The sequence below is a fragment of the Bacillus sp. FSL R5-0820 genome (genome assembly GCF_038593385.1).
Taxonomy (GTDB): Bacteria; Bacillota; Bacilli; order Bacillales; family Bacillaceae; genus Bacillus; species Bacillus altitudinis.
Map to the genome: position 1 here is coordinate 2,297,286 of NZ_CP151991.1, position 19,257 is coordinate 2,316,542.

Annotated in this window: 23 protein-coding genes; 4 read left to right on the top strand and 19 right to left on the bottom strand. The window is 41.6% G+C overall.

The window, feature by feature from the left end:
- Window positions 1–45: 45 nt before the first annotated feature.
- The 5 genes from hemW to gpr form a co-directional block, all read right to left on the bottom strand.
- Window positions 46–1,185: a radical SAM family heme chaperone HemW gene (hemW, locus tag NST15_RS11815; protein WP_342498546.1), complete on the bottom strand. Its 1,140-nt coding sequence runs from the start codon at window positions 1,183–1,185 to the stop codon at window positions 46–48.
- 114 nt (window positions 1,186–1,299) lie between these two features.
- Window positions 1,300–3,138, bottom strand: coding sequence for a translation elongation factor 4 (gene lepA, locus NST15_RS11820; protein ID WP_008342476.1), 1,839 nt, complete (start codon window positions 3,136–3,138; stop codon window positions 1,300–1,302).
- A 165-nt stretch (window positions 3,139–3,303) separates the two neighbouring features.
- On the bottom strand, window positions 3,304–3,636 hold the full coding sequence (locus NST15_RS11825; RefSeq protein WP_008342478.1) for a YqxA family protein: 333 nt from the start codon (window positions 3,634–3,636) through the stop codon (window positions 3,304–3,306).
- Between the two features lie 13 nt (window positions 3,637–3,649).
- Window positions 3,650–4,858 (bottom strand): stage II sporulation protein P, encoded by a 1,209-nt coding sequence (locus NST15_RS11830; RefSeq protein WP_342498547.1) that lies wholly within the window; start codon window positions 4,856–4,858, stop codon window positions 3,650–3,652.
- A gap of 66 nt (window positions 4,859–4,924) precedes the next feature.
- Window positions 4,925–6,040, bottom strand: a complete 1,116-nt coding sequence (gpr, locus tag NST15_RS11835; protein ID WP_008342483.1) for a GPR endopeptidase — start codon at window positions 6,038–6,040, stop codon at window positions 4,925–4,927.
- Window positions 6,041–6,238: 198 nt separating this feature from the next.
- Between gpr and rpsT the strand changes: the two genes are divergently transcribed.
- A complete protein-coding gene (rpsT, locus tag NST15_RS11840; protein WP_008342485.1) occupies window positions 6,239–6,505 on the top strand; it encodes a 30S ribosomal protein S20 in 267 nt (88 codons plus the stop codon).
- A 134-nt stretch (window positions 6,506–6,639) separates the two neighbouring features.
- Here the strand turns inward: rpsT and holA are convergent, their stop codons facing one another.
- Window positions 6,640–7,659: a DNA polymerase III subunit delta gene (gene holA / locus NST15_RS11845; RefSeq protein ID WP_017358025.1), complete on the bottom strand. Its 1,020-nt coding sequence runs from the start codon at window positions 7,657–7,659 to the stop codon at window positions 6,640–6,642.
- Between the two features lie 238 nt (window positions 7,660–7,897).
- Here holA and NST15_RS11850 point away from each other — a divergent pair, with 238 nt between their 5' ends.
- The gene (locus NST15_RS11850) at window positions 7,898–8,032 is read left to right on the top strand and encodes a YqzM family protein (protein ID WP_008342491.1); all 135 of its coding nucleotides are present in this window, start codon (window positions 7,898–7,900) and stop codon (window positions 8,030–8,032) included.
- Window positions 8,033–8,071: 39 nt separating this feature from the next.
- Here NST15_RS11850 and NST15_RS11855 read toward each other — a convergent pair whose 3' ends face one another.
- The 3 genes from NST15_RS11855 to NST15_RS11865 form a co-directional block, all read right to left on the bottom strand.
- Window positions 8,072–10,399: a DNA internalization-related competence protein ComEC/Rec2 gene (locus NST15_RS11855; protein WP_342499056.1), complete on the bottom strand. Its 2,328-nt coding sequence runs from the start codon at window positions 10,397–10,399 to the stop codon at window positions 8,072–8,074.
- Window positions 10,392–10,961 carry a ComE operon protein 2 gene (locus NST15_RS11860; protein WP_008342495.1) on the bottom strand — a complete coding sequence of 190 codons (570 nt, stop codon included), beginning with the start codon at window positions 10,959–10,961 and terminating at the stop codon, window positions 10,392–10,394. The genes NST15_RS11855 and NST15_RS11860 overlap by 8 nt, the downstream gene beginning before the upstream one ends.
- A 65-nt stretch (window positions 10,962–11,026) precedes the next feature.
- A complete protein-coding gene (locus NST15_RS11865) occupies window positions 11,027–11,656 on the bottom strand; it encodes a helix-hairpin-helix domain-containing protein (protein WP_342498548.1) in 630 nt (209 codons plus the stop codon).
- Window positions 11,657–11,746: 90 nt separating this feature from the next.
- Between NST15_RS11865 and comER the strand changes: the two genes are divergently transcribed.
- Window positions 11,747–12,595: a late competence protein ComER gene (gene comER / locus NST15_RS11870; protein ID WP_039964044.1), complete on the top strand. Its 849-nt coding sequence runs from the start codon at window positions 11,747–11,749 to the stop codon at window positions 12,593–12,595.
- 48 nt (window positions 12,596–12,643) lie between these two features.
- Here the strand turns inward: comER and NST15_RS11875 are convergent, their stop codons facing one another.
- From NST15_RS11875 to NST15_RS11910, 8 genes are read right to left on the bottom strand one after another with little or no spacing between them, the layout of a single operon-like run.
- On the bottom strand, window positions 12,644–13,387 hold the full coding sequence (locus NST15_RS11875) for a class I SAM-dependent methyltransferase (protein ID WP_035702726.1): 744 nt from the start codon (window positions 13,385–13,387) through the stop codon (window positions 12,644–12,646).
- Window positions 13,384–13,740 carry a ribosome silencing factor gene (rsfS, locus tag NST15_RS11880; protein ID WP_008342502.1) on the bottom strand — a complete coding sequence of 119 codons (357 nt, stop codon included), beginning with the start codon at window positions 13,738–13,740 and terminating at the stop codon, window positions 13,384–13,386. The genes NST15_RS11875 and rsfS overlap by 4 nt, the downstream gene beginning before the upstream one ends.
- A gap of 12 nt (window positions 13,741–13,752) precedes the next feature.
- The gene (gene yqeK / locus NST15_RS11885; RefSeq protein WP_035702721.1) at window positions 13,753–14,316 is read right to left on the bottom strand and encodes a bis(5'-nucleosyl)-tetraphosphatase (symmetrical) YqeK; all 564 of its coding nucleotides are present in this window, start codon (window positions 14,314–14,316) and stop codon (window positions 13,753–13,755) included.
- Window positions 14,306–14,875: a nicotinate-nucleotide adenylyltransferase gene (locus NST15_RS11890; RefSeq protein ID WP_045034392.1), complete on the bottom strand. Its 570-nt coding sequence runs from the start codon at window positions 14,873–14,875 to the stop codon at window positions 14,306–14,308. The genes yqeK and NST15_RS11890 overlap by 11 nt, the downstream gene beginning before the upstream one ends.
- Before the next feature lie 13 nt (window positions 14,876–14,888).
- Complete coding sequence (gene yhbY, locus NST15_RS11895; RefSeq protein ID WP_008342507.1) at window positions 14,889–15,179, bottom strand: ribosome assembly RNA-binding protein YhbY; 291 nt, start codon at window positions 15,177–15,179, stop codon at window positions 14,889–14,891.
- Window positions 15,173–16,015 (bottom strand): shikimate dehydrogenase, encoded by an 843-nt coding sequence (aroE, locus tag NST15_RS11900; RefSeq protein ID WP_035702719.1) that lies wholly within the window; start codon window positions 16,013–16,015, stop codon window positions 15,173–15,175. The genes yhbY and aroE overlap by 7 nt, the downstream gene beginning before the upstream one ends.
- Window positions 16,016–16,036: 21 nt before the next feature.
- A complete protein-coding gene (yqeH, locus tag NST15_RS11905; protein ID WP_007501357.1) occupies window positions 16,037–17,137 on the bottom strand; it encodes a ribosome biogenesis GTPase YqeH in 1,101 nt (366 codons plus the stop codon).
- A gap of 2 nt (window positions 17,138–17,139) precedes the next feature.
- Window positions 17,140–17,661 carry a YqeG family HAD IIIA-type phosphatase gene (locus NST15_RS11910; RefSeq protein ID WP_008356191.1) on the bottom strand — a complete coding sequence of 174 codons (522 nt, stop codon included), beginning with the start codon at window positions 17,659–17,661 and terminating at the stop codon, window positions 17,140–17,142.
- A 362-nt stretch (window positions 17,662–18,023) separates the two neighbouring features.
- Between NST15_RS11910 and NST15_RS11915 the strand changes: the two genes are divergently transcribed.
- Complete coding sequence (locus NST15_RS11915) at window positions 18,024–18,164, top strand: sporulation histidine kinase inhibitor Sda (protein WP_003217327.1); 141 nt, start codon at window positions 18,024–18,026, stop codon at window positions 18,162–18,164.
- Between the two features lie 135 nt (window positions 18,165–18,299).
- On the opposite strand, the gene NST15_RS11920 is transcribed toward NST15_RS11915, so the two are convergent.
- Both NST15_RS11920 and NST15_RS11925 read right to left on the bottom strand, forming a co-directional pair.
- On the bottom strand, window positions 18,300–18,449 hold the full coding sequence (locus NST15_RS11920) for a hypothetical protein (protein ID WP_003217499.1): 150 nt from the start codon (window positions 18,447–18,449) through the stop codon (window positions 18,300–18,302).
- 78 nt (window positions 18,450–18,527) lie between these two features.
- Window positions 18,528–19,256, bottom strand: a complete 729-nt coding sequence (locus tag NST15_RS11925) for a GDSL-type esterase/lipase family protein (RefSeq protein ID WP_188092722.1) — start codon at window positions 19,254–19,256, stop codon at window positions 18,528–18,530.
- Window position 19,257 lies beyond the last annotated feature (1 nt).

A 19,257-nucleotide genomic window follows, 5' to 3' on the forward strand; every position in this document is an offset into this window, starting at 1 on the left:
GCTAATTGTATAAACAAAATTACCAAACTCAAATTAAAATGTCAATTATAACTCACCGAGAAACGCTTGAAATACTTCATTCCCTAACAATTTTCCTTTTCTTGTTAAACGAATACCAATCTCATCCTGTTCGATGAGACCTTTTTCTGCTAATTCTTCAAGAACGGCGGGAAAGAGTGCTTCTGGTGATGCTCCAAATTTCGCTTGAAAGTGAGCACTTTTCACGCCTTCAATTTTCCGCAAACCTAAGAACATTTCTTCTTCGATCTGTTCTGCTTTTGTCACCTGATGCGTTTCCTTATATGGAAACCCTGTTTGTTCAATGAGATCTAAGTAATGCTTCACTGGCCCAGCGTTCACATTACGGACGCCATCTACATACCCGTGCGCTCCAGCGCCAAAACCAAAGTAATCTTCGTTGCTCCAATAGGTAAGGTTATGCTGGCTTTCAAAACCTGGTTTGGCGTAATTGCTAATCTCATATTGTTTGAGTCCGTGCCGCTCCATTTCATCCATGACGAGCTCATACATTTCAGCCTCACGTTCTTGCGGTGGTAAATGCAGTTTCCCTTTTTGCATCAAATTGTAAAAGACCGTCTTCGGCTCGACAATCAGCGAATAAACCGAATAATGCTCTGCACCTAATGAAAAAGCGGTCTCTAGTGAATGCATGACATGATGCTTCTCTTGATGAGGCAAACCAAACATCAGATCAAGACTAATGTTGTCAAACCCAACTGCTCTTGCTCGCTCGAAAGATGTGAGAACATCTTTCTTTTGATGAACCCGTCCGATTTTTTTGAGCAGGTCATCTTCAAATGTTTGAACACCAAAGCTGAGCCGATTAACGCCTGCTGATTTTAAGACATTCAATTTCTCAAGCGATAGTTCGTCGGGGTTTGCTTCTACTGCAAACTCGATTAAGTTTTTGGTTGGTTTTAATACGCGGTGAATGCTGTCCATAAGCTGATCTAACTGGCTGGTTGTCAGTGATGTCGGGGTTCCCCCACCAATAAAGATCGTCTTTAGTTCTTGCTCTCCTTTTTGATCGATCGTGTGCTGCATTTCTTTTTCAAGTGCGGTTAAGTATTCATCGACAGGTTGGGTTTTAATGAAAAATTTATTGAAATCACAATAGTGACAAATGTGCTCACAAAATGGAATGTGAATGTATGCTGCTTTCAATTATTGACACCTTCTTTACAGGTAAAGAGCCGCAGTTTATCGCTGCGGCCTCTTCGTTTGTTTTCGACTATAAACGTCAAGGCGAGCATTGTAAAGCAGGTTGCCTTGAGGATGTTATTTTTTCGGTGTGCTGTCGTCCATTTTCAGCACGGCCATAAATGCTTCTTGTGGGACTTCTACAGAACCCACTTGCTTCATGCGCTTTTTCCCTTCTTTTTGCTTCTCAAGAAGCTTTCTTTTCCGGGAAATATCTCCACCATAACACTTCGCTAGTACGTTTTTGCGCATTGCTTTAATGGTAGACCGAGCAACAATTTTTTGACCGATCGCTGCCTGAACTGGTACTTCAAAGTGCTGGCGCGGAATCAGTTCTTTCAGCTTTTCTACAATGATCTTTCCGCGTTCATATGCATAATCGCGGTGAACAATAAAGGAAAGTGCATCGATTTTTTCGCCATTGAGCATGATATCCATTTTCACTAGAGTGGATGGGCGATAGCCGATTAGCTCGTAATCAAAGGATGCATACCCTTTTGTATTGGACTTTAATTGATCAAAGAATTCGTATACGATCTCTGCCAGAGGAATTTCGTACACAATGCTCACGCGGTTTGCATCAAGATATTGCATATCAATGAAATTGCCGCGCTTTCCTTGGCAAAGCTCCATCACAGAACCAACATAATCATTTGGCACCATCATTGTTGCCTTCACGTATGGCTCTTCAATTCGCTCAATCTTTTGCGGATCAGGCAAATTGGATGGATTATCTACAACGATTTTTTCTCCGTCTGTCATATACACATCGTAAATAACACTTGGCGCTGTCGTAATGAGGTCGATTTTAAATTCACGTTCAATCCGTTCTTGGATGATTTCCATATGAAGCATGCCAAGGAAGCCGCAGCGGAAGCCGAAGCCAAGTGCTTGGGATGTCTCTGCCTCATATTGAAGTGAAGAATCATTTAATTCAAGCTTTTCTAACGCTTCACGCAAGTCGTTATATTTCGCTGTGTCAATTGGATAAAGGCCGCAGTACACCATTGGGTTCAGCTTTCTATATCCAGGCAGAGCTTCTTTCGCAGGGTTTACCGCACTTGTGATCGTATCCCCTACTCGTGTATCACCAACGTTTTTAATGGCAGCTGTTAAATAGCCAACATCTCCAACAGTGAGTTCGTCTGTTGGCATTGCTTTCGGTGTAAATACGCCAACTTCAAGCACTTCAAATTCTTTGCCTGTCGCCATCATCTTAATTTTTTGACCCGGTTTTACGGTTCCTTCGACAATTCGTATGTAAGCAATGACGCCACGATACGCATCGTAGAGAGAATCAAAAATGAGGGCTTGAAGTGGTGCTTCTGGATCTCCAGCTGGTGCCGGCACCTTTTCGACGATTTGTTCTAAAATATCCTCGATCCCGATGCCCGCCTTAGCAGAGGTAAGAACAGCTTCAGATGCATCCAACCCGATGACATCTTCAATTTCTTGTCTTACACGTTCAGGTTCTGCACTCGGCAGATCAATTTTGTTAATGATCGGCAGGATTTCTAAGTTGTTATCAAGAGCTAAATAAACGTTCGCTAGTGTCTGTGCTTCAATGCCTTGTGCTGCATCCACCACAAGAATTGCACCTTCACAGGCAGCTAGGCTTCGAGATACCTCATAGGTGAAGTCGACATGCCCTGGTGTATCAATCAGGTGCATAATATATTCTTCTCCATCCTTCGCCTGATATTTCAGCTGGACAGAGTTTAATTTGATCGTAATGCCGCGTTCACGCTCTAAGTCCATGGAATCAAGTAATTGTTCTTTCATTTCTCGTTGCGTAATCGCCGCTGTTTTTTCCAAAATACGGTCAGCCAATGTGGATTTCCCATGGTCAATATGGGCGATAATGGAGAAATTTCGAATTCTTGATTGCCGTTCTAATCGTTTTTCTTTATCTGTCACAATCTATCACTCCTACTATAAAACGCGGGTTGCGCTAGGTTAGATTATATCAATAGGGCTGTAAAGATTCAATCGAAATCAAGAAAAGCCGCTCATCGGTTAGCGGCTTTTGCGAAAAGGTGTGATATCTTATGAAATAACATCCAACATGATGCTTACAACAGTTTATTTACCATTCATCCAATCATAAAGCGTACGGGCTGCATGCGTCATACCATCTGATAATGCTTTTCCGGCCTTAGAGAAGGCATTAAAGCTCTCCATTTCTTCTAGCTGCTTTTGCTTTTCTGCTAAGTCTTTTTGTGTGACAGCTGTTCCGAGGATAGAAGCTTCTTTTTCTTGATCATCATTCGTTTGGACAGTGAAGGCCCCTTTTAATTGCGGATCATGATACCCTTTCATTTGCAGCATGCCATTATTGGCTTGCTGCATTCCTAAAAAGACACCGAATAGCAATACGAGCGATAAAATAATGGTTTTTCCGATAAATGAGCCCATGTCCTCCACCACCTTAAGACCGTTTTTTCTCATCCTTTGCTTTGCCGTCTACCTTTTCTGCGTCCCAGAAAATTTCACTGAACACATCAGCTGCTGCATTGGATGCGTTTTTCAATTCTTCCATATTATTATCCACACCGCCAAATTCTAATAGGAGGGCTTTGTCAGATAAATCTTGATTATAGATTCCATTATCACCAATTTCTCCTTTGGCAAACACACCGACACTAAGTCCTTTATATTTTTTCTCCATCAAATGGTGGAACTCTGTCGCCAGCTTTAAATTTTTCTCATAGCTTTGATTCTTCTTCCCTACAACAAACGCGATTCTCGCATATTTCTTGCCTTTGATTTCTACTGTCGTATCTTTCTTTCTTCTTGAATCCCGGTGAATATCGATTAAGTAATCTAGATCATCATTTTTAGCGAGAGCTTCTTTTACAACCAATCTGGATTCATTATATGATTGAGGATACTTCAACCCTTTTTTCAGCAGTCTTTTTTCAATTTCTGTTTTATCCACTGTGTTGCCGATTCCTTGCTGATCGAGCGCTTTACCAAACATCTCCCCGACAAGGGTGACGTTCACTTTTGAGTGGCGCGCATTGTTTGGGTTTGTTTCTCCTTTTAAAAATGGTAAATATGATTCCGTATTATGTGTGTGATAAATGTACACAGCTTTTCGTTTTCCTGTCGACTGGTCCGGCTCTTTTGCAGGCGTTTTCGGTTCATCTTCATCAAGCTTGTCCAGCTCAGCTAGATTTGCTTCTTTTTCATCTTTGATGACTTCACTTGGAGGCGGCGATTCCATTGGCATATTCGTATAGTCTGTACCTTCACCTGCTAGGATGATTTTTGTATCAAAATGTTCAAAGCCTGGCAGCTCTCTTCCTAGAAAACTGCGGGGGTCTTCTAAATTGATACTTGTGGCAAGTTTGAGTGACAGCCCGGAGAAATGAAATCTTTTTTGATCTTCAGGGACTGCTGAGGAAAAATATTGATTTTCCATCCCCATTAGAGTTGCAAAGAATGCCCCTGACAGCTCATCTGCCACACCATATAATGATGCTTGAGGCCTAAGCTCAGGTTTTAAAGACGTCAAAGCCCCTGACATGACAAACACAACCACCAGAGAGACAATAAACAAAAAAATACTCTTCACTACTTTTGTTCCATTAATCGCAACGACCAACTGTCGAGGACGGCGAGGTCTTTTTTTCATGATTTACTCCCTCCAGCACGCTTTCTAGTAATTAAACTATGAGCGAGCTAGAGAAAGTAGAACTGATTAATGATTATAGGAACCCATGTTGTCTTGAGAGATTTTTTGATGAAGTGCTGTATTTAACCCATTGGCGAGTACGTTCGCCATGTCATCAATGAATGTATCCACTTCCTTCGGTGTGACCATTAGATTTTGTCCAAGCGGCGCAAGCACTTCATGGATCAACTGTCTTTTTTCTTCTTCAGGAAGCGTTCCGACGATTCCTAAAAAGGATTGACGCGTTTCATCATCTGGCAAATCTTCTTCATTCAGCACTTTTTTCTTCCCAAATGTCAGACCCGCTGGTACTAAAGATCGGGAAGGTCTATCATCTTTCAGTTCTCTACCAAAATGCTTTAACACGTAATCAATCGTGTCACTTGCGATCGTCACTGCATCGACCACTGTCGGTACACCAATGGCAATGACTGGAATCCCCAAGGTCTCTTTGCTTAATTCTTTTCGTTTATTTCCGACACCCGATCCTGGATGTATACCTGTATCAGAAATTTGAATCGTTGTATTCACCCGTTCTACTGCACGTGCAGCCAGTGCATCGATGGCGATCACAAAATCTGGTTTAGATCGTTCAATGACACCTTGTATAATGTCACTTGTTTCTATACCAGTCAGTCCCATGACTCCAGGCGATAGTGAAGACACCGGGCGATAGCCTTCCTGCACATTCTCAGGCTGTAATTCAAATAAGTGGCGTGTCACCAGCAAATTTTCAACTGTGAGCGGCCCTAAAGCATCCGGCGTGACATTCCAGTTTCCGAGTCCTACGACAAGACAGCTCGCATCTGCCTGAATGCCGTGATCTTTTAAAAACTGAGCAAAATGATGAGCAAAAACTTCAACCACTTTTTCTTGCATCTCAGAGTCTTTCTCCCGAATTCCTTGCGCCTCAAGCGTCAAGTATGTCCCTGCCTTTTTTCCGGTCAACTCTTCTCCTTCTGTCGTAATCTCCACAGTGCGGATGCGGATGCCGTGCTCTTCCTTCTCCTTCTCAACAATTCCTTGAATACCGTCCTTTTTGACCACATTCGGATCGTTCTCTTGTTCTAGTATCTCTTTTGTTTCAACGGCCAAATCGGTCCGGATTTGATAAGCGCTTAAATCGAGTTTCTGTTTCTTCATGAAAAGGCTCCTTCCATCAAGTAATTAACAGTAGTCTTTCCATCTCTTTCAAGAAACATTCGAGCGCTTCATCAATGAAAAATACTTTACATTTATATTGCATTCTAAAGGTGTGTTTGATAGAATACAATTTGTTCTATTGTGAAGATTTAACCTTAAGACAATTGTGTTTAGGTTGTATCTTAGGAGGTGAAACACATGCCAAATATTAAATCAGCGATCAAACGTACAAAAACGAATAACGAACGCCGTGCACACAACGCAACAATCAAGTCTGCGATGCGTACTGCGATTAAACAAGTTGAAGTTTCTGTAGCTAACAACGATGCTGAGCAAGCAAAAGCTGCTCTTTCTTCTGCTGCAAAACGCATTGACAAAGCCGTTAAAACTGGTCTTGTACACAAAAACGCAGCTGCGCGTTACAAATCAAGACTTGCGAAACAAGTAAACGGACTTTCTGCATAATGTTTGCAACGCCTCAGTGATGAGGCACCTGTTTAACTGTACGTCCGTCCTGAACGGCTCAGCCATAAGGACAGACTGGCAATTATACATCTAAACAAAAACGACCCTCTTTTGAGAAGGTCGTTTTTTTATGTTCAAGCCCCTAATAACCGAAGCAGGAACAATTCTAATAATAGCTGCTTGTCCTTTTTACCCGTTTTCATTTCATAATCAATCGTGGAGAGCTCTTTGACGATGTACTTTAGCTCTTCTTCTGAAAACAGTCTTGCCTGATCCATCGCGAGTTTGACCCGAAATGGGTGGACTTTCAGGTTTGACGCAATTTGTTTTTGCCCATATCCCTGTTGAGCAAAGTACTTTGTCTGCAATATCAACCGAAATTGATTTGAAATGAGTGCCAATATTTTAATGGGTTCCTCATTTTGCTTTAGGAGATCATAAAACATTTGCATCGCTTCAGACCGGCGCCTGTTCACGATTTGGTTAATCAGTTCGAAAATATTCTGCTCCAAACTTCGTGCAACGAGCTGATTGACATCCGCCAGCTCAATTTCCTCTCGCTGCCCAATATATGTACTTAGCTTTCGAACCTCTTGAAAAAGTGAGGACAGGCTCCCGCCACATAACATGACAAGCTGTTCTGCCGCTTCAGCCGAGATTGTTTTTCCTTCTGTTTTCACTAATGTAATGGTGAAATCTGTTGTTTCTTTCGGATTTAACTCTTTCGCCTCAACCACAGCCGCTTTCTTTTTTAACAATTTGGTGATTTTCTTACGTTCGTCCAGTTTTTCATATGGTGCTAATAACACGAGAATCGTGTAGGGTGCTGGCTTTTCTAAATAAGCTTCTAACACAGAAAGCTGATGCTCGATCTTTTCTTTTTTCTTTTCTGCAGTGAGGAAATAAGGGTTCTTGATCACAACGAGACGCCGCTCTCCCATAAACGGAAATGTTTCTGCGTCCGTCACAGCCTGCTCAAGCGGCACCTCTTCCATATCGAAGACAGAGTAATTAAAATCCTTTGTTTCTTCGTCGACGACAGCTTGTCTCAATTTTGCAGCTGTCTCTTGAAGTAAATACGTTTCTTTTCCATATAAGCAATAAACGGGATGGATATCCCCTTTTTTTAAATTGTTCCATACTTCAAAGACCATTCGCTTAAATCCCTCTCTTTCACTTCCTCCTCTATCCTAAAGCGTGTAGAGACATTAGTAAAGAGGAAGCTGAAAGTGCCGCCTCCTCATTTATAGTAAACGTCTCACGTAAGCTCCCGGGTCAGCTTACAGTCAGACGATATTCACAAAATGATCATGAAAATGGAAAACGGTTACTTTACCTTCTAGCAATTCCAAATGAGTTCAAGTATACTAAAAATAGCCAGGAGGGATGAAAATGAATGAATTTGAAAAGAATGTTCAAAGCAAGCGGAATGATGTGACCGACTCAGCTGTTGGTTTTATCGTCACATTCGGATTTTTCGCCTCAATGTTTATTTTGGCAACAGTGATACACCTCGTTGGATCTTAACTACATGAATGCAAGATGACTGCCGTTTTGGCAGTTTTTTTATTGATTTTGTAAGATATCATATGGAGGATGAGCGTAAAATGTTCCATCCTCTTCAAGAAATTCATAGGTCACACTTCCATCGATATCTGTACGATACACCTTTGTTTGATGCTCATTTAATTTTTTCAAAACTTCTTGATGAGGATGGTGATACCGATTTCGTTCACCTGCTGAAATCAGTGCATATGACGGGTTCAAATGCTGAAGCCATTCTTCACTTGTTGATCCTTTACTCCCGTGATGTCCAACCTTCAAGACATCCGCTCGTAGCTTGGGGTAAGCTTGAATGATGTCTCGTTCCCCTTCTTGTTCAAGATCCCCAGTCAGCATAAAACGCTTGCCGCCAAGCATAAAGGTGAGGACCAGTGAATCATTATTTTTACTCGTCACCTGGTCACGTGCAGGATGCAGAACGTCAAATTTTTGTCCTCCAATTCTCAACTGATCCCCTCTTTCTAACTCATCTACAGGAATCCTTTGATCAGCCGCTTCCTTTAAAAGCTGCGCATCCTCTGGATTTCGAGCAAAGCCTTTTGGGATTGCAAGGCGTTTGACTTTATTTCGCTTTATTAACCGCATCGCTTCTCCCATATGATCTTGATCTGCATGGGTAAGGATGAGGACATCAAGTTTTGCTATGCCTTTAGAATGCAGAAATGGAATAAGCGTTTGATCCCCAATTGTAGATACTTTACGTCTTTTTTTCCATGGCTCTTCTTCAAAAGAAAGTCTGCCTCCTGTATCGACTAATATATGCCCAGTTCGATAAGGTAGCTGAATAAACAAACTATCCCCTTGTCCTACATCTAACATTGTGACCTCTCCTTTTTGAAGAAAATTCGGCGTGAAATAGTGTACAGCCAGCACACAAACGAGAATCAAAATAGGCACAAGATAAGATTTGATAGAAGTTTTACATTCCATCACAATGAATAGAAAAACAATGGAGGAAACCTCTAGGAGAACATGCCACCATGTCGATTTCATAAAAATGAGAGTAAGACTATCGTAAGCAGCCATATGTGCTGACAATTGATGACTAAACTGGATCACCCAATCAAGCAGCTGAAACAGTGTTTGTCCAAGCGGAAGATAAATGATAGATAAAAGAAAAAAGAATAAGGACAGGGGCAGGACAACCATTGTATAAAAAGGAACAAACATCATATTTAAAGGAACACTCAGCAAGGAAAATTGCTGAAAATAATATAAAAGAACAGGAAGCGAAGCAAGCTGTGCAATCAAGGAAATGAGGAATAACTGCATCACCGAACTTTTTGCTTTTGATAAAATACTAGTGGATAGCAAAATAAATAAGGTCACCACAAATGACAGTTGAAAACCGACATCAAATATATAAAGTGGTTGAATGGCTAATAAAAGCAAGAACGCTGCACTTAACACGACCGCAGAAGGCTGTTTCATTTCTTTTGGCAGGCTTGTGATGACTAAATAAATTCCAGCCATGAGACAGGCTCTTAACACAGACGGTGCAGCACCTGTTAAACAAGCATAAACCGGCAAAAAGGATAATAAAAGAATACGCGCTGTCTCTCTTGTCACGCCAGCGCGGAGTAGACACCAAAATAGACAAGCGAGCAATGTTTGAACATGAAGTCCTGAAATGGCTAATAAATGAATGATGCCAAGCATTTGATAATCTCTTAATGTATCAGGGTCTATTAAATCACGATCGCCAAAAACAAGTGCCTGCACAATCCCAACAGAACTCTTCGGGACATGATCTTCTAGAAATTTCAGCCCCTTCTGCCTAATAGATGAAAGGTCATGTGAAGGAATGTCATGTTTCGTGCAGCTTTTCATAGACTGCGTTAAGAAAATAGCATCAATACCTTTTGTTTTTAGAAATTGATCATATTGAAACCCGTTCGGTATGGTAGCATGTTTAGGTAACCGAACCTCACCTGTCATATGACAGCTCATACCTGGCTCAACATCTTTTAACGCTTCTTTTTCACGCTCCGTTTGAATCGTATAAAATGCCGCTAGTCGACGATTCTCTGATGAAACAGTCGCTGAAAAGCGATTGCCATCTATTTTCGGAATCGTTTCAATCACAACCGAATGAGAAAATACTTTTTCTTGTATGGGATGATCCGTTTCAAAAAACTGATGCACCATAAAAATGAGCATATAGATCGTTCCACACAAACTGACCATTAAAAAGAGCTGGGGTGTTTTTTTCAGCAGACTGAAAAGAAGAAATACAAGAAGAAAAAGGAGAAAATACAAATGAAGATGATATGCGGCCAGAGCAATTCCAGCAGCTGCTGAAATCGCCCCGAACGGCAAATACTTAAACATAGGAAGTAAATAATTGATTCGCCTTTTCATGCATTTGACGAATTTCTGTTTCGCTACGTCCTGATTCACTTAGTTTGCCTATTAAATCCGCAACAAAGGCTAATTTTTCTTGGTTTTTTAAGTCAATAATCATCTCATCTAGTTCAACCTGTTCTGTTTGAACTCCGGCTTGTTCGAATAAATCAACAGCATATGGATGATTTTTATAATCCTTCGCATAATACACTGTTCGAATACCTGCTTGAATAATCGCTTTACAGCACTGCAAACAAGGAAAATGCGTCACATATATTTCAGCATCAGCCGTTGGTGCACCAAATTTGGCACATTGTAAAATAGCGTTCATCTCCGCATGGATTGTACGAACGCAGTGATGATCTATCACATAGCATCCTACATCTGCACAATGCACGTCACCGGCAATGGATCCATTATATCCACCTGCGATGATGCGCTTGTCTCTTACGATCGTTGCCCCAACAGCTAGCCGCTCACAGGTGCTTCGCAAGGCAAGCAAATGGCTTTGAGCCATAAAATATTGATTCCATGAAATTCTCTCCACGAGCTGATCCCTCCAGAATGATGGTTGGTATTAAGTGTACATGCCTTTCTTCTATACCGTCAATTCTACTTGACCGTCAGTTGATTTTTCAGCCGTTCAATGGTCTTCTCTCCAAAACCCGAAATATTCCGTAAATCTTCAATTTGCTGAAATTCTCCATGTTCTTCTCTATACGCAATGATGGCTTCCGCTTTGGCTGGACCTATTCCGTTAATGGTCTGCAATTCCGCTGCATCAGCTTGATTGACATTCACCCCTTGACTCTTTTCATTTCCCGGCGGCGTATCAGCCGCTGCTGTTTGTCCCTGCTTGTCAGCCTCCCCCTTCTTTCGTACATAAATCATCATACTATCCTCTAATTTTGCTGCTTGATTGATGTCAACTGTATCTGCCTTGCTCGTAAAACCACCTGCTCTTTTAATGGCTTCTTCAACTCTGTCCTCAGCCATAAATGCATAAACGCCCGGCTTCCGTACAGCTCCTTTGACCTCTACTACGATGGATGTTGGCTCTTTTTCTGCACTCTCTTGTTTTTCTTCTAATGTGACTTGCGTTTCATGTTGTTCTTTCAATACACCTGGCTCGGCGCTGCCTTTCTCTTTTCCTGCTAAAAAGAAGAAACAGATGATGACGAGGATAATGATTCCCGCTATCAGATAAAGACTGTATTTTTTCAACGAAATGAGCTGCTTCACTTGTTCACGCTTCTTTCAATCATATTTTCACGCTGCTTCACATACTGTTTAGAAGATAACAGATCCTATGCGTCTAAGGAGGGAGAACGTTTGAATATAGGGTTAATCGGTACAGGAAACATGGGTACCATACTTACTGAGGCATTTATTGAATCAAAAGCAGTCAATCCCTCATCCATCACCATTACAAATCGGACCATCGAAAAAGCGTTCAATATAAAAAAGAATCACCCAGAGGTCGAAGTGACGAAACAGCTTTCAGGAGCTGTAACAGATAAAGATTTCATCTTTGTTTGTGTCAAACCACTTGATATTTATCCGCTTTTAAAAGAACTGAGCCCACTTTTAAAAGAACAGCAAACCATTGTCATCATTACAAGTCCGGTTCATCCTGAACAGCTTCAAGACATTGTTCCTTGTCAAACAGCCAGACTGATCCCAAGCATCACCAACCGCGCGTTATCAGGCGCCTCTCTTTTAACATTTGGTTCATCATGCAATGTCACGACAAAAGCAGCGCTCAGACAACTCGCTTGCCGCATTTCAACACCAATCGAAATTCATCATTCAATCACACGGGCAGCCTCAGATATTGTCAGCTGCGGTCCTGCCTTTATTAGCTTTCTTGTTCAGAAAATGATTGAAGCCGCTGTTGAAGAAACGGATATTTCAAAAGAAGAAGCCACCACCTTATCAGAAGATATGCTTGTAGGACTTGGCCGTTTGATTGAAAAAAGGGTGTATACCCTGCCTACACTGCAAGAGAAGGTGTGTGTAAAAGGCGGCGTCACCGGCGAGGGTATTAAAGCACTTGAAGCAGGTGTTCAAGATATGTTCCATCAGCTTTTCCAGAACACTCATGACAAGTTCGATGAGGATGTAGAAGCGGTTGCGCATCAATACCCGCCGAGTGTGTTTACTGATGATCTCAGAAATTAAACATGTTCGCAACAAGCGAAAAAAGGGTTTTAAAAAACCATCGTTCCATTAAACGATGGTTTTTGGTTTCTTCGCTGAAATAAAATATCTTTCTGCACATTCTTGAGGTGCTTCATTTGTAAAATCAGCGGTCACTTCAATCTGTTCAAAGCCAGCGGACTCAAGGAACGCTGCATATGTCTCAAAAGGAAATGTACGCTGTTCGTGCGTTTCATCATAACGCTCATACACGTCTCCGTCTTTTACAAAAAAGCTTAAATCATGAATGACCGAATATGGATGATCTCCTTGATCACTCTGCCAAATATAGCTGATCTCTTCATCTTGATCGGCATAAGTAGAGCCAGGAAATACCTCTTCCATTTTATAAGGGGTATGAACATCAAACAATAAAACCCCACCTGCCTCTAAAAGCTGAAACATGTTTTTAAAGGTTTTTTTGACGTCATTTTCGTTTTTTAGATAATTCAAAGAATCACAGCAAATAACCGCTGCTTGAAAAGTTTGTTCAAACCCCTCGAGCTCTCTCATATCTTGATGTAAAAATTGAATAGACTGCTTATGAGCCTGTGCTTTTTGCTGCGCAAATGCCAGCATCTCTTCACTTAGGTCAATTCCTGTGACCATGTGGCCTTTTGCAGCTAACCGAAGAGAGATCTCTCCAGTTCCACAACCTACATCGATAATCGCACTATTTGGCTTGATATACCGCTGTATCCACTGAACCCATTCATCATAAGGGGCATGTGTCATGAGCTCATCATACACACCTGCAAACCCTTGATAAATCATGAGTTAATGCCAAGCGAAAGCGTTTCTCTCGGCGCATCTCCCCAAAGCTTCTCTAAGTTATAGTATCCTCTTTCCTCTTTGTGGAACACATGAGCAATGACATCTCCTAGATCAATCAAGACCCATCTTGCTTCGTCAAAGCCCTCCATCTTTTTAACTTCGATGCCGCCTTCTTCTGCAAGGTGTTTCACTTCTCTTGCAATGGCCTGTACTTGTTTGTCAGAATTCCCGTGACAAATGAGAAAATAATCTGCAACAAGTGAGATCCCTTGCATATTCAGGGCAATAATATCCTCTGCCCGTTTATCATCGCACGCTCCAGCTGCGATGTTTAAAATTGATGATGCATCCATCAAAATTCCTCCTTAGTTGTTCTTTTGCACAAGTGAGTTATAAGTAGCAAGTGTATCTGGGAAAACTGGCTGATTCTTTTTCATTAAAAAGCTGACGGTGTTTTTTAAAGATTGAATCAAGGCAAGATCCAAATCCTGCTCTGCTAACTCTCTTACTTCCTCTACACCAGGAAAATGGCGTCCTGGCTCTATATAGTCGGCGACATAAATAACTTTTTCAAGCAATGTCATGTTCGGTCTGCCGGATGTATGGAATTCAATGGCTGTTAAAATATCTCGGTCGTCAATTCCAACTTCTTTTTTGACCAAATAGGCACCAACTGGGGCATGCCAAAGCTCAGGTGAATATTTAAGCAATAGAGGGTTCATCTGTTCTTGCTGGATGATGCCCTTCATTTCTTCTTTCGGTCTAAATTTGGCATAATCGTGGAAAATAGCCGCAACCTCTGCTTTTTTCACATCTGCACCAAAACGTTCAGCTAATGAAATGGCCGTCTCCATGACCCCAATTGTATGTGTATATCTATGCTCTGTTAACTGCTGTTTGACACAGTTTAACGCTTCTTCACGATTCATATAAATGATGCTCCTTTATATAACACTCAACAGCTTTCGGAATCAAATAATCAACAGGTTTCCCCTGCTTCATTCGCTGCCTAATCAATGTCGATGATACATCAAAAGCCGGAACATCTGCAAACAAAAGAGGATACGCCGTACTTCCTTCATAACCTGGTCTTTTCATCCCAATAAAGGTGATCATCTGAAGCAAATCATCGATTCTGTGCCATTTCGGCAAATACTCGACCATGTCCGCTCCAATCATAAAAAAGAACTCATCTTCAGGATGGCGCTTCTTCAACAGCTCAACCGTATCTACTGTATAAGATGGGCCCTCCCGCTCCATTTCAATAAGCTCAACTCGAAAATGAGGATTTGACTGAATCGCTTTTTCCACCATTTTTACGCGGTGATGACTCTCTGCTCGTTTTCGGCCCGTTTTATGAGGGGGCTTGTGATTTGGGATAAACCAAATTTCATCAAGCCCTACTTGGAAACGCACCTCACTTGCCATCAGCAAATGCCCATTATGCGGGGGATCAAACGTACCGCCGAACAACCCTATTTTTTTCATATCATATCCACCTTTACGGCAGCTTAATTTGTTTATTTTCCTTTGATTCCTTATAAAGGACAATCACATTTCCGATCGTTTGAACGAGTTCAGCTTTTGCACCTTTTACAAGTGCTTTTGCAACCTCTGTTTTGTCCTCGTCGCAGTTTTGCAATACGCTGACTTTCAAAAGTTCTCTTGCTTCAAGCGCCTCGGAAATTTGCTTGACCATATTGTCATTTACCCCGCCTTTTCCAACTTGAAAAATAGGTGATAAATGATGTGCTTGCGCACGTAAAAAACGTTTTTGCTTACCTTTTAACATGGTGTTCCTCCTAATTTCTCTATGACAATTGACTTCATTTTTCGGGCGTCAGGTGTAATGCCCGTCCACAGTTCAAAGGCTCTTACTGCCTGACCAACAAACATGCCGACGCCATCGACCGTTTTCAAACCTAACCCAGCTGCTTCGCTTAGCAGCTTTGTTTCTATTGGATTATACACAATATCACAAACGACCGCTGTTTTTTTTGCGTTCGCTAAAGAAATTGGGGTTTCTTCAACATTCGGATACATACCAATCGAGGTCGTATGGATGATGACATCATATTCCCCAAGCCGCTCTTCTGCTGTATTTAATGCAATGGCACGAGATGTGATTTTCCCACCGGCACTTTCAATTAAAGCCTCAGCTTTTTCAATGGTACGATTCGTAATGTCAAAGCTTTTCGGTGCATACTCAGCAATTGTCATATAAATCGCTCTTGCCGCTCCGCCAGCACCAATCATGAGAAATGACAGCTCTGATAACGGCCGATCCAAGGCTTCAAGCAACGAATGAAGAAAACCCTCTCCATCTGTATTGTACCCAACGAGTTGACCATTTTCGAGGCGAACCGTATTGACGGCACGCAGACGTTCAGCTGTCACATCAATTTTGTCAAGGTACTGCATGATGTCTACCTTGTGCGGAACAGTGACGTTAAAGCCGCTGATTCCTAAGGCTTTCATACCGTTAATGGCATCTTTCAGGTCATCATTTTCTACTTGAAAGCCATGATAATGTCCATCAATTCCAGCATCCTTTAATGCTGCATTATGAATATCCGGAGACATTGAATGGCCAACAGGGTTACCGATTACTCCGTATAAAGGTTTCAAGGTCTCTCCCCCTCTGAACATTTAAATTAACGAACGTCTCATAAACACGTGCACGCCTTTTGGCGCATACACTTTGATTTGTTTTCCAGCATCATTCGCAGTCACCCAGCCTAATCCTGAAAAGACAATGTCCATTTTTGGCTGATCTATGGTGAAAGTGTGCGGAACGAGCGGCGGGAAATCTTCCATGCCCTCTTTTGATGGCGGTGAAAGCAGCTCACCTGCATGCTTTTCATATAAGTCATCTGCATTCTCCATCTTCGTTCTGTGAATGTTGAGTTCATTTGGCATGTAGCAGACAAAGGATGTTCTGCCGCCTTTTACATAATCAAATCGTGCCAGTCCGCCAAAGTAAAGCGTTTGAGCTTCATTTAACTGGAACGTTCTCGGTTTCAATTCTTTTTTCGGCGTTAAAATCTTTAAGTCATTTTTGCCGACATAGTGCGCCATTTGATGGCGGTTGATGATCCCCGGTGTATCGAATAAAGCAGACCCGTCATCAAGCGGGATTTCAATCGCATCAAGTGTTGTCCCTGGGTATTGGGATGTGGTGATCACATTCTCTTCTCCAGACACCTCTTTGATAATACGGTTAATAAATGTTGATTTCCCAACATTTGTACAGCCGACAACATAGACATTTCTGCCCTCACGGTAATGATCAATTGCCTCCATGACCTCAGGCACACCTTGTCCTCTGCTCGCACTGATTAAAAACACATCGATCGGATTGAGCCCATTTTCTTTTGCTTCTCGCTTCATCCATTGAACAAGACGGTCTTTTTTCACGGATTTTGGTAAAATATCTACCTTGTTGCCGACAAGTAAAATGGGATTACCACCAACAATACGGCTCAGTCCATTAATCCAGCTTCCGTTAAAGTCAAAAATATCAACGACCTTGACGATCAGAGAATCAGTCTCGCCAATGCTGTGTAAAATATTTAAAAAGTCGTCTTCTGTTAAAGACACATCCTGAATTTCATTGTAGTTCTTTAACCTAAAACAGCGCTGACAGATCACATCTTCTTTCAATAGAGATGCTGCCGGCGCATATCCTAATTGATCTTTATCTTCCGTCTGAATGGCTACACCGCAGCCAATACAAACAACCTTTTCCATTATTACTCTTCCTCCCACTGAATGTGGCCCTTACGCTTTAAGGCTCCTAAAATTCTGCGTTCAATCTGCCTGTTAAACTTCGTGAAAAATCCGTCCGATGCCGCAACAGGTACAACCAAAATGGTATGGAAGCCATGCCTGTTTCCGCCAAGCACATCTGTCATAAGCTGATCGCCAATGACAACCACATCTTCTTTCTTCAATTGCATATCAGCAACGGCCTTATTAAAGGCTCTTCCCATCGGTTTTCTCGCTTTATAAATAAACGGGATATGAACCGGCTCAGAAAAAAGCTTGACCCTTTTTTCATTATTGTTCGATACAATCGTCACCTGTATCCCGTGATCTTTCATCTCTTGAAACCATTCAATTAAACGCGGGGTCGCACTTGGACGATCCCATTCTACTAGTGTGTTATCTAAATCCGTAATAATTCCTTTTACATTTCGTTCTTTTAGTTTTTGCGGCGAAATGTGGAAAATACTTTTCACAAATTCATCCGGTAAGAAATACTTCTTTAGCACAATTTGCACCCTTTCTTCCATTGGTTTTTCAGCGATTGTGTCGAATCAAATCACAATTTGTCTGTCTATCGAATACAATGAAAAAGTTTTCGACATATGATGAGGACCTTCAACAGGTGTGGATAATTTTACACACATTATCCACCTATATTTCATCACGCTTTCATTCAATTATAAACACTCTACCCACAAGTTATCCACTTAACCATGTGGATAACAGAACGATTGTTCTTGTTTCCCATTCATGGTAGATTAAAGGTACTTCAAAGACATTCGATCAACCTATGATGATATGTCTTTTCCTCAAGTTTTATGCCAACTTTTTCAGGGGAGGTGTTTTTCCCATCATATGGGTTTCTAGTATGAAAAAGCTGTCAGATGATTTACTTATAGAATCGTATTATAAAGCAAATGAAATGAACTTAAATCGCGACTTCATTGAATTAATTGAGACAGAAATGAAAAGACGTTCGCTCGGGCATATGCTCTCTGTTTCCTCTTAATTCCATATATCCAGGAACCATGCCTCCCGAGCACTCTCCTTTTTAAACTCAGGTGACTGATATTATATCACTTGCGCTATAGGCTTACTACTATTTTCCGTAAAAAACACCCCTTCTGATCAAAGAAGAGGTGTCTTATTTGCAAGGCTGTTCATTCCAAAACCATAACCCTCCACCTACGACCAAAATGACGACAAGGAACACAACAAGAAAAGCGTAACCGATTCCTGCTCCTTGAGCTGGATAAGGTGAACACGCAGGGTAAGGATAAGGACATCCCCACATATCAGTTACCTCCTTCTAAGAAGATATACTGTTAGACTATGCTGGATGGATCGTCTTGTTTAGGCAGATGGCCTGCTTTTAAAAATGTTTAATGACATCACGCTCTTTGATTTCGTTATAAATGATTCTTGCCCCTTTAGGTGTCATATGATTGCCAGAAGGGTCAATGAGGCCAGACTGAATCAAGGCGTTGTCACTATCTTCACCCGCTTCTCGGATGAACGCTTTCCAATTGTCGACAAGCGGCACTTGCTGTTTTTCAGCTACTTGTCTTGTGATGTCATTGTATGAGTTTTGCCAAGCTCTCGCCCCGCCTCTCTCAGCAAAATAAGATGACTTATATCTAGAGTAATAATACAAGCCCTTTTTGCCTCCTTCCACCACAGGCACGCACGTCATGAGGATCGGGGTAATTCCCTCTTTCCTACTTTCAGAAATGAAGTAGGATAAGTTTTCTTTAAATCGTTTTTTGGTCACACGGGGATGTTTCCCGTCTAGAATCGCCGCATCATTTGTACCGAACATGATGAGGACGTAAGTTGGTTTTTGTTTTAAAATATCCTGCTCAAAGCGAAGCTTCGCATCTTCCGTTGTCTGCCCGCCAATTCCGGCATTCTGTACCTTGATTTGGCCGCGCTCGACATTTTTCATGAGATTCACCCATTTTTCAGATGTTGGATAATCTCGAAAATCCCAGTTCGATCCTCTTGTGTTACTGTCACCAAATGCAATGACACTTTCCTGCGCTGGTTTTGAGCACCCAGCAGCAACACATAACAGGATGAAAAGGAAAACAAATTTCTTCACA

Bases quoted from the DNA above. Each gene is read 5' to 3' on its own strand.
- NST15_RS11825 (WP_008342478.1), bottom strand. From the start codon at position 3,636: ATGGGCTCATTTATCGGAAAAACCATTATTTTATCGCTCGTATTGCTA.
- NST15_RS11830 (WP_342498547.1), bottom strand. From the start codon at position 4,858: ATGAAAAAAAGACCTCGCCGTCCTCGACAGTTGGTCGTTGCGATTAAT.
- gpr (WP_008342483.1), bottom strand. From the start codon at position 6,040: ATGAAGAAACAGAAACTCGATTTAAGCGCTTATCAAATCCGGACCGAT.
- rpsT (WP_008342485.1), top strand. From the start codon at position 6,239: ATGCCAAATATTAAATCAGCGATCAAACGTACAAAAACGAATAACGAA.
- holA (WP_017358025.1), bottom strand. From the start codon at position 7,659: ATGGTCTTTGAAGTATGGAACAATTTAAAAAAAGGGGATATCCATCCC.
- NST15_RS11850 (WP_008342491.1), top strand. From the start codon at position 7,898: ATGAATGAATTTGAAAAGAATGTTCAAAGCAAGCGGAATGATGTGACC.
- NST15_RS11855 (WP_342499056.1), bottom strand. From the start codon at position 10,399: ATGTTTAAGTATTTGCCGTTCGGGGCGATTTCAGCAGCTGCTGGAATT.
- NST15_RS11875 (WP_035702726.1), bottom strand. From the start codon at position 13,387: ATGATTTATCAAGGGTTTGCAGGTGTGTATGATGAGCTCATGACACAT.
- rsfS (WP_008342502.1), bottom strand. From the start codon at position 13,740: ATGGATGCATCATCAATTTTAAACATCGCAGCTGGAGCGTGCGATGAT.
- yqeK (WP_035702721.1), bottom strand. From the start codon at position 14,316: ATGAATCGTGAAGAAGCGTTAAACTGTGTCAAACAGCAGTTAACAGAG.
- NST15_RS11890 (WP_045034392.1), bottom strand. From the start codon at position 14,875: ATGAAAAAAATAGGGTTGTTCGGCGGTACGTTTGATCCCCCGCATAAT.
- yhbY (WP_008342507.1), bottom strand. From the start codon at position 15,179: ATGTTAAAAGGTAAGCAAAAACGTTTTTTACGTGCGCAAGCACATCAT.
- yqeH (WP_007501357.1), bottom strand. From the start codon at position 17,137: ATGGAAAAGGTTGTTTGTATTGGCTGCGGTGTAGCCATTCAGACGGAA.
- NST15_RS11915 (WP_003217327.1), top strand. From the start codon at position 18,024: ATGAAAAAGCTGTCAGATGATTTACTTATAGAATCGTATTATAAAGCA.
- NST15_RS11920 (WP_003217499.1), bottom strand. From the start codon at position 18,449: ATGTGGGGATGTCCTTATCCTTACCCTGCGTGTTCACCTTATCCAGCT.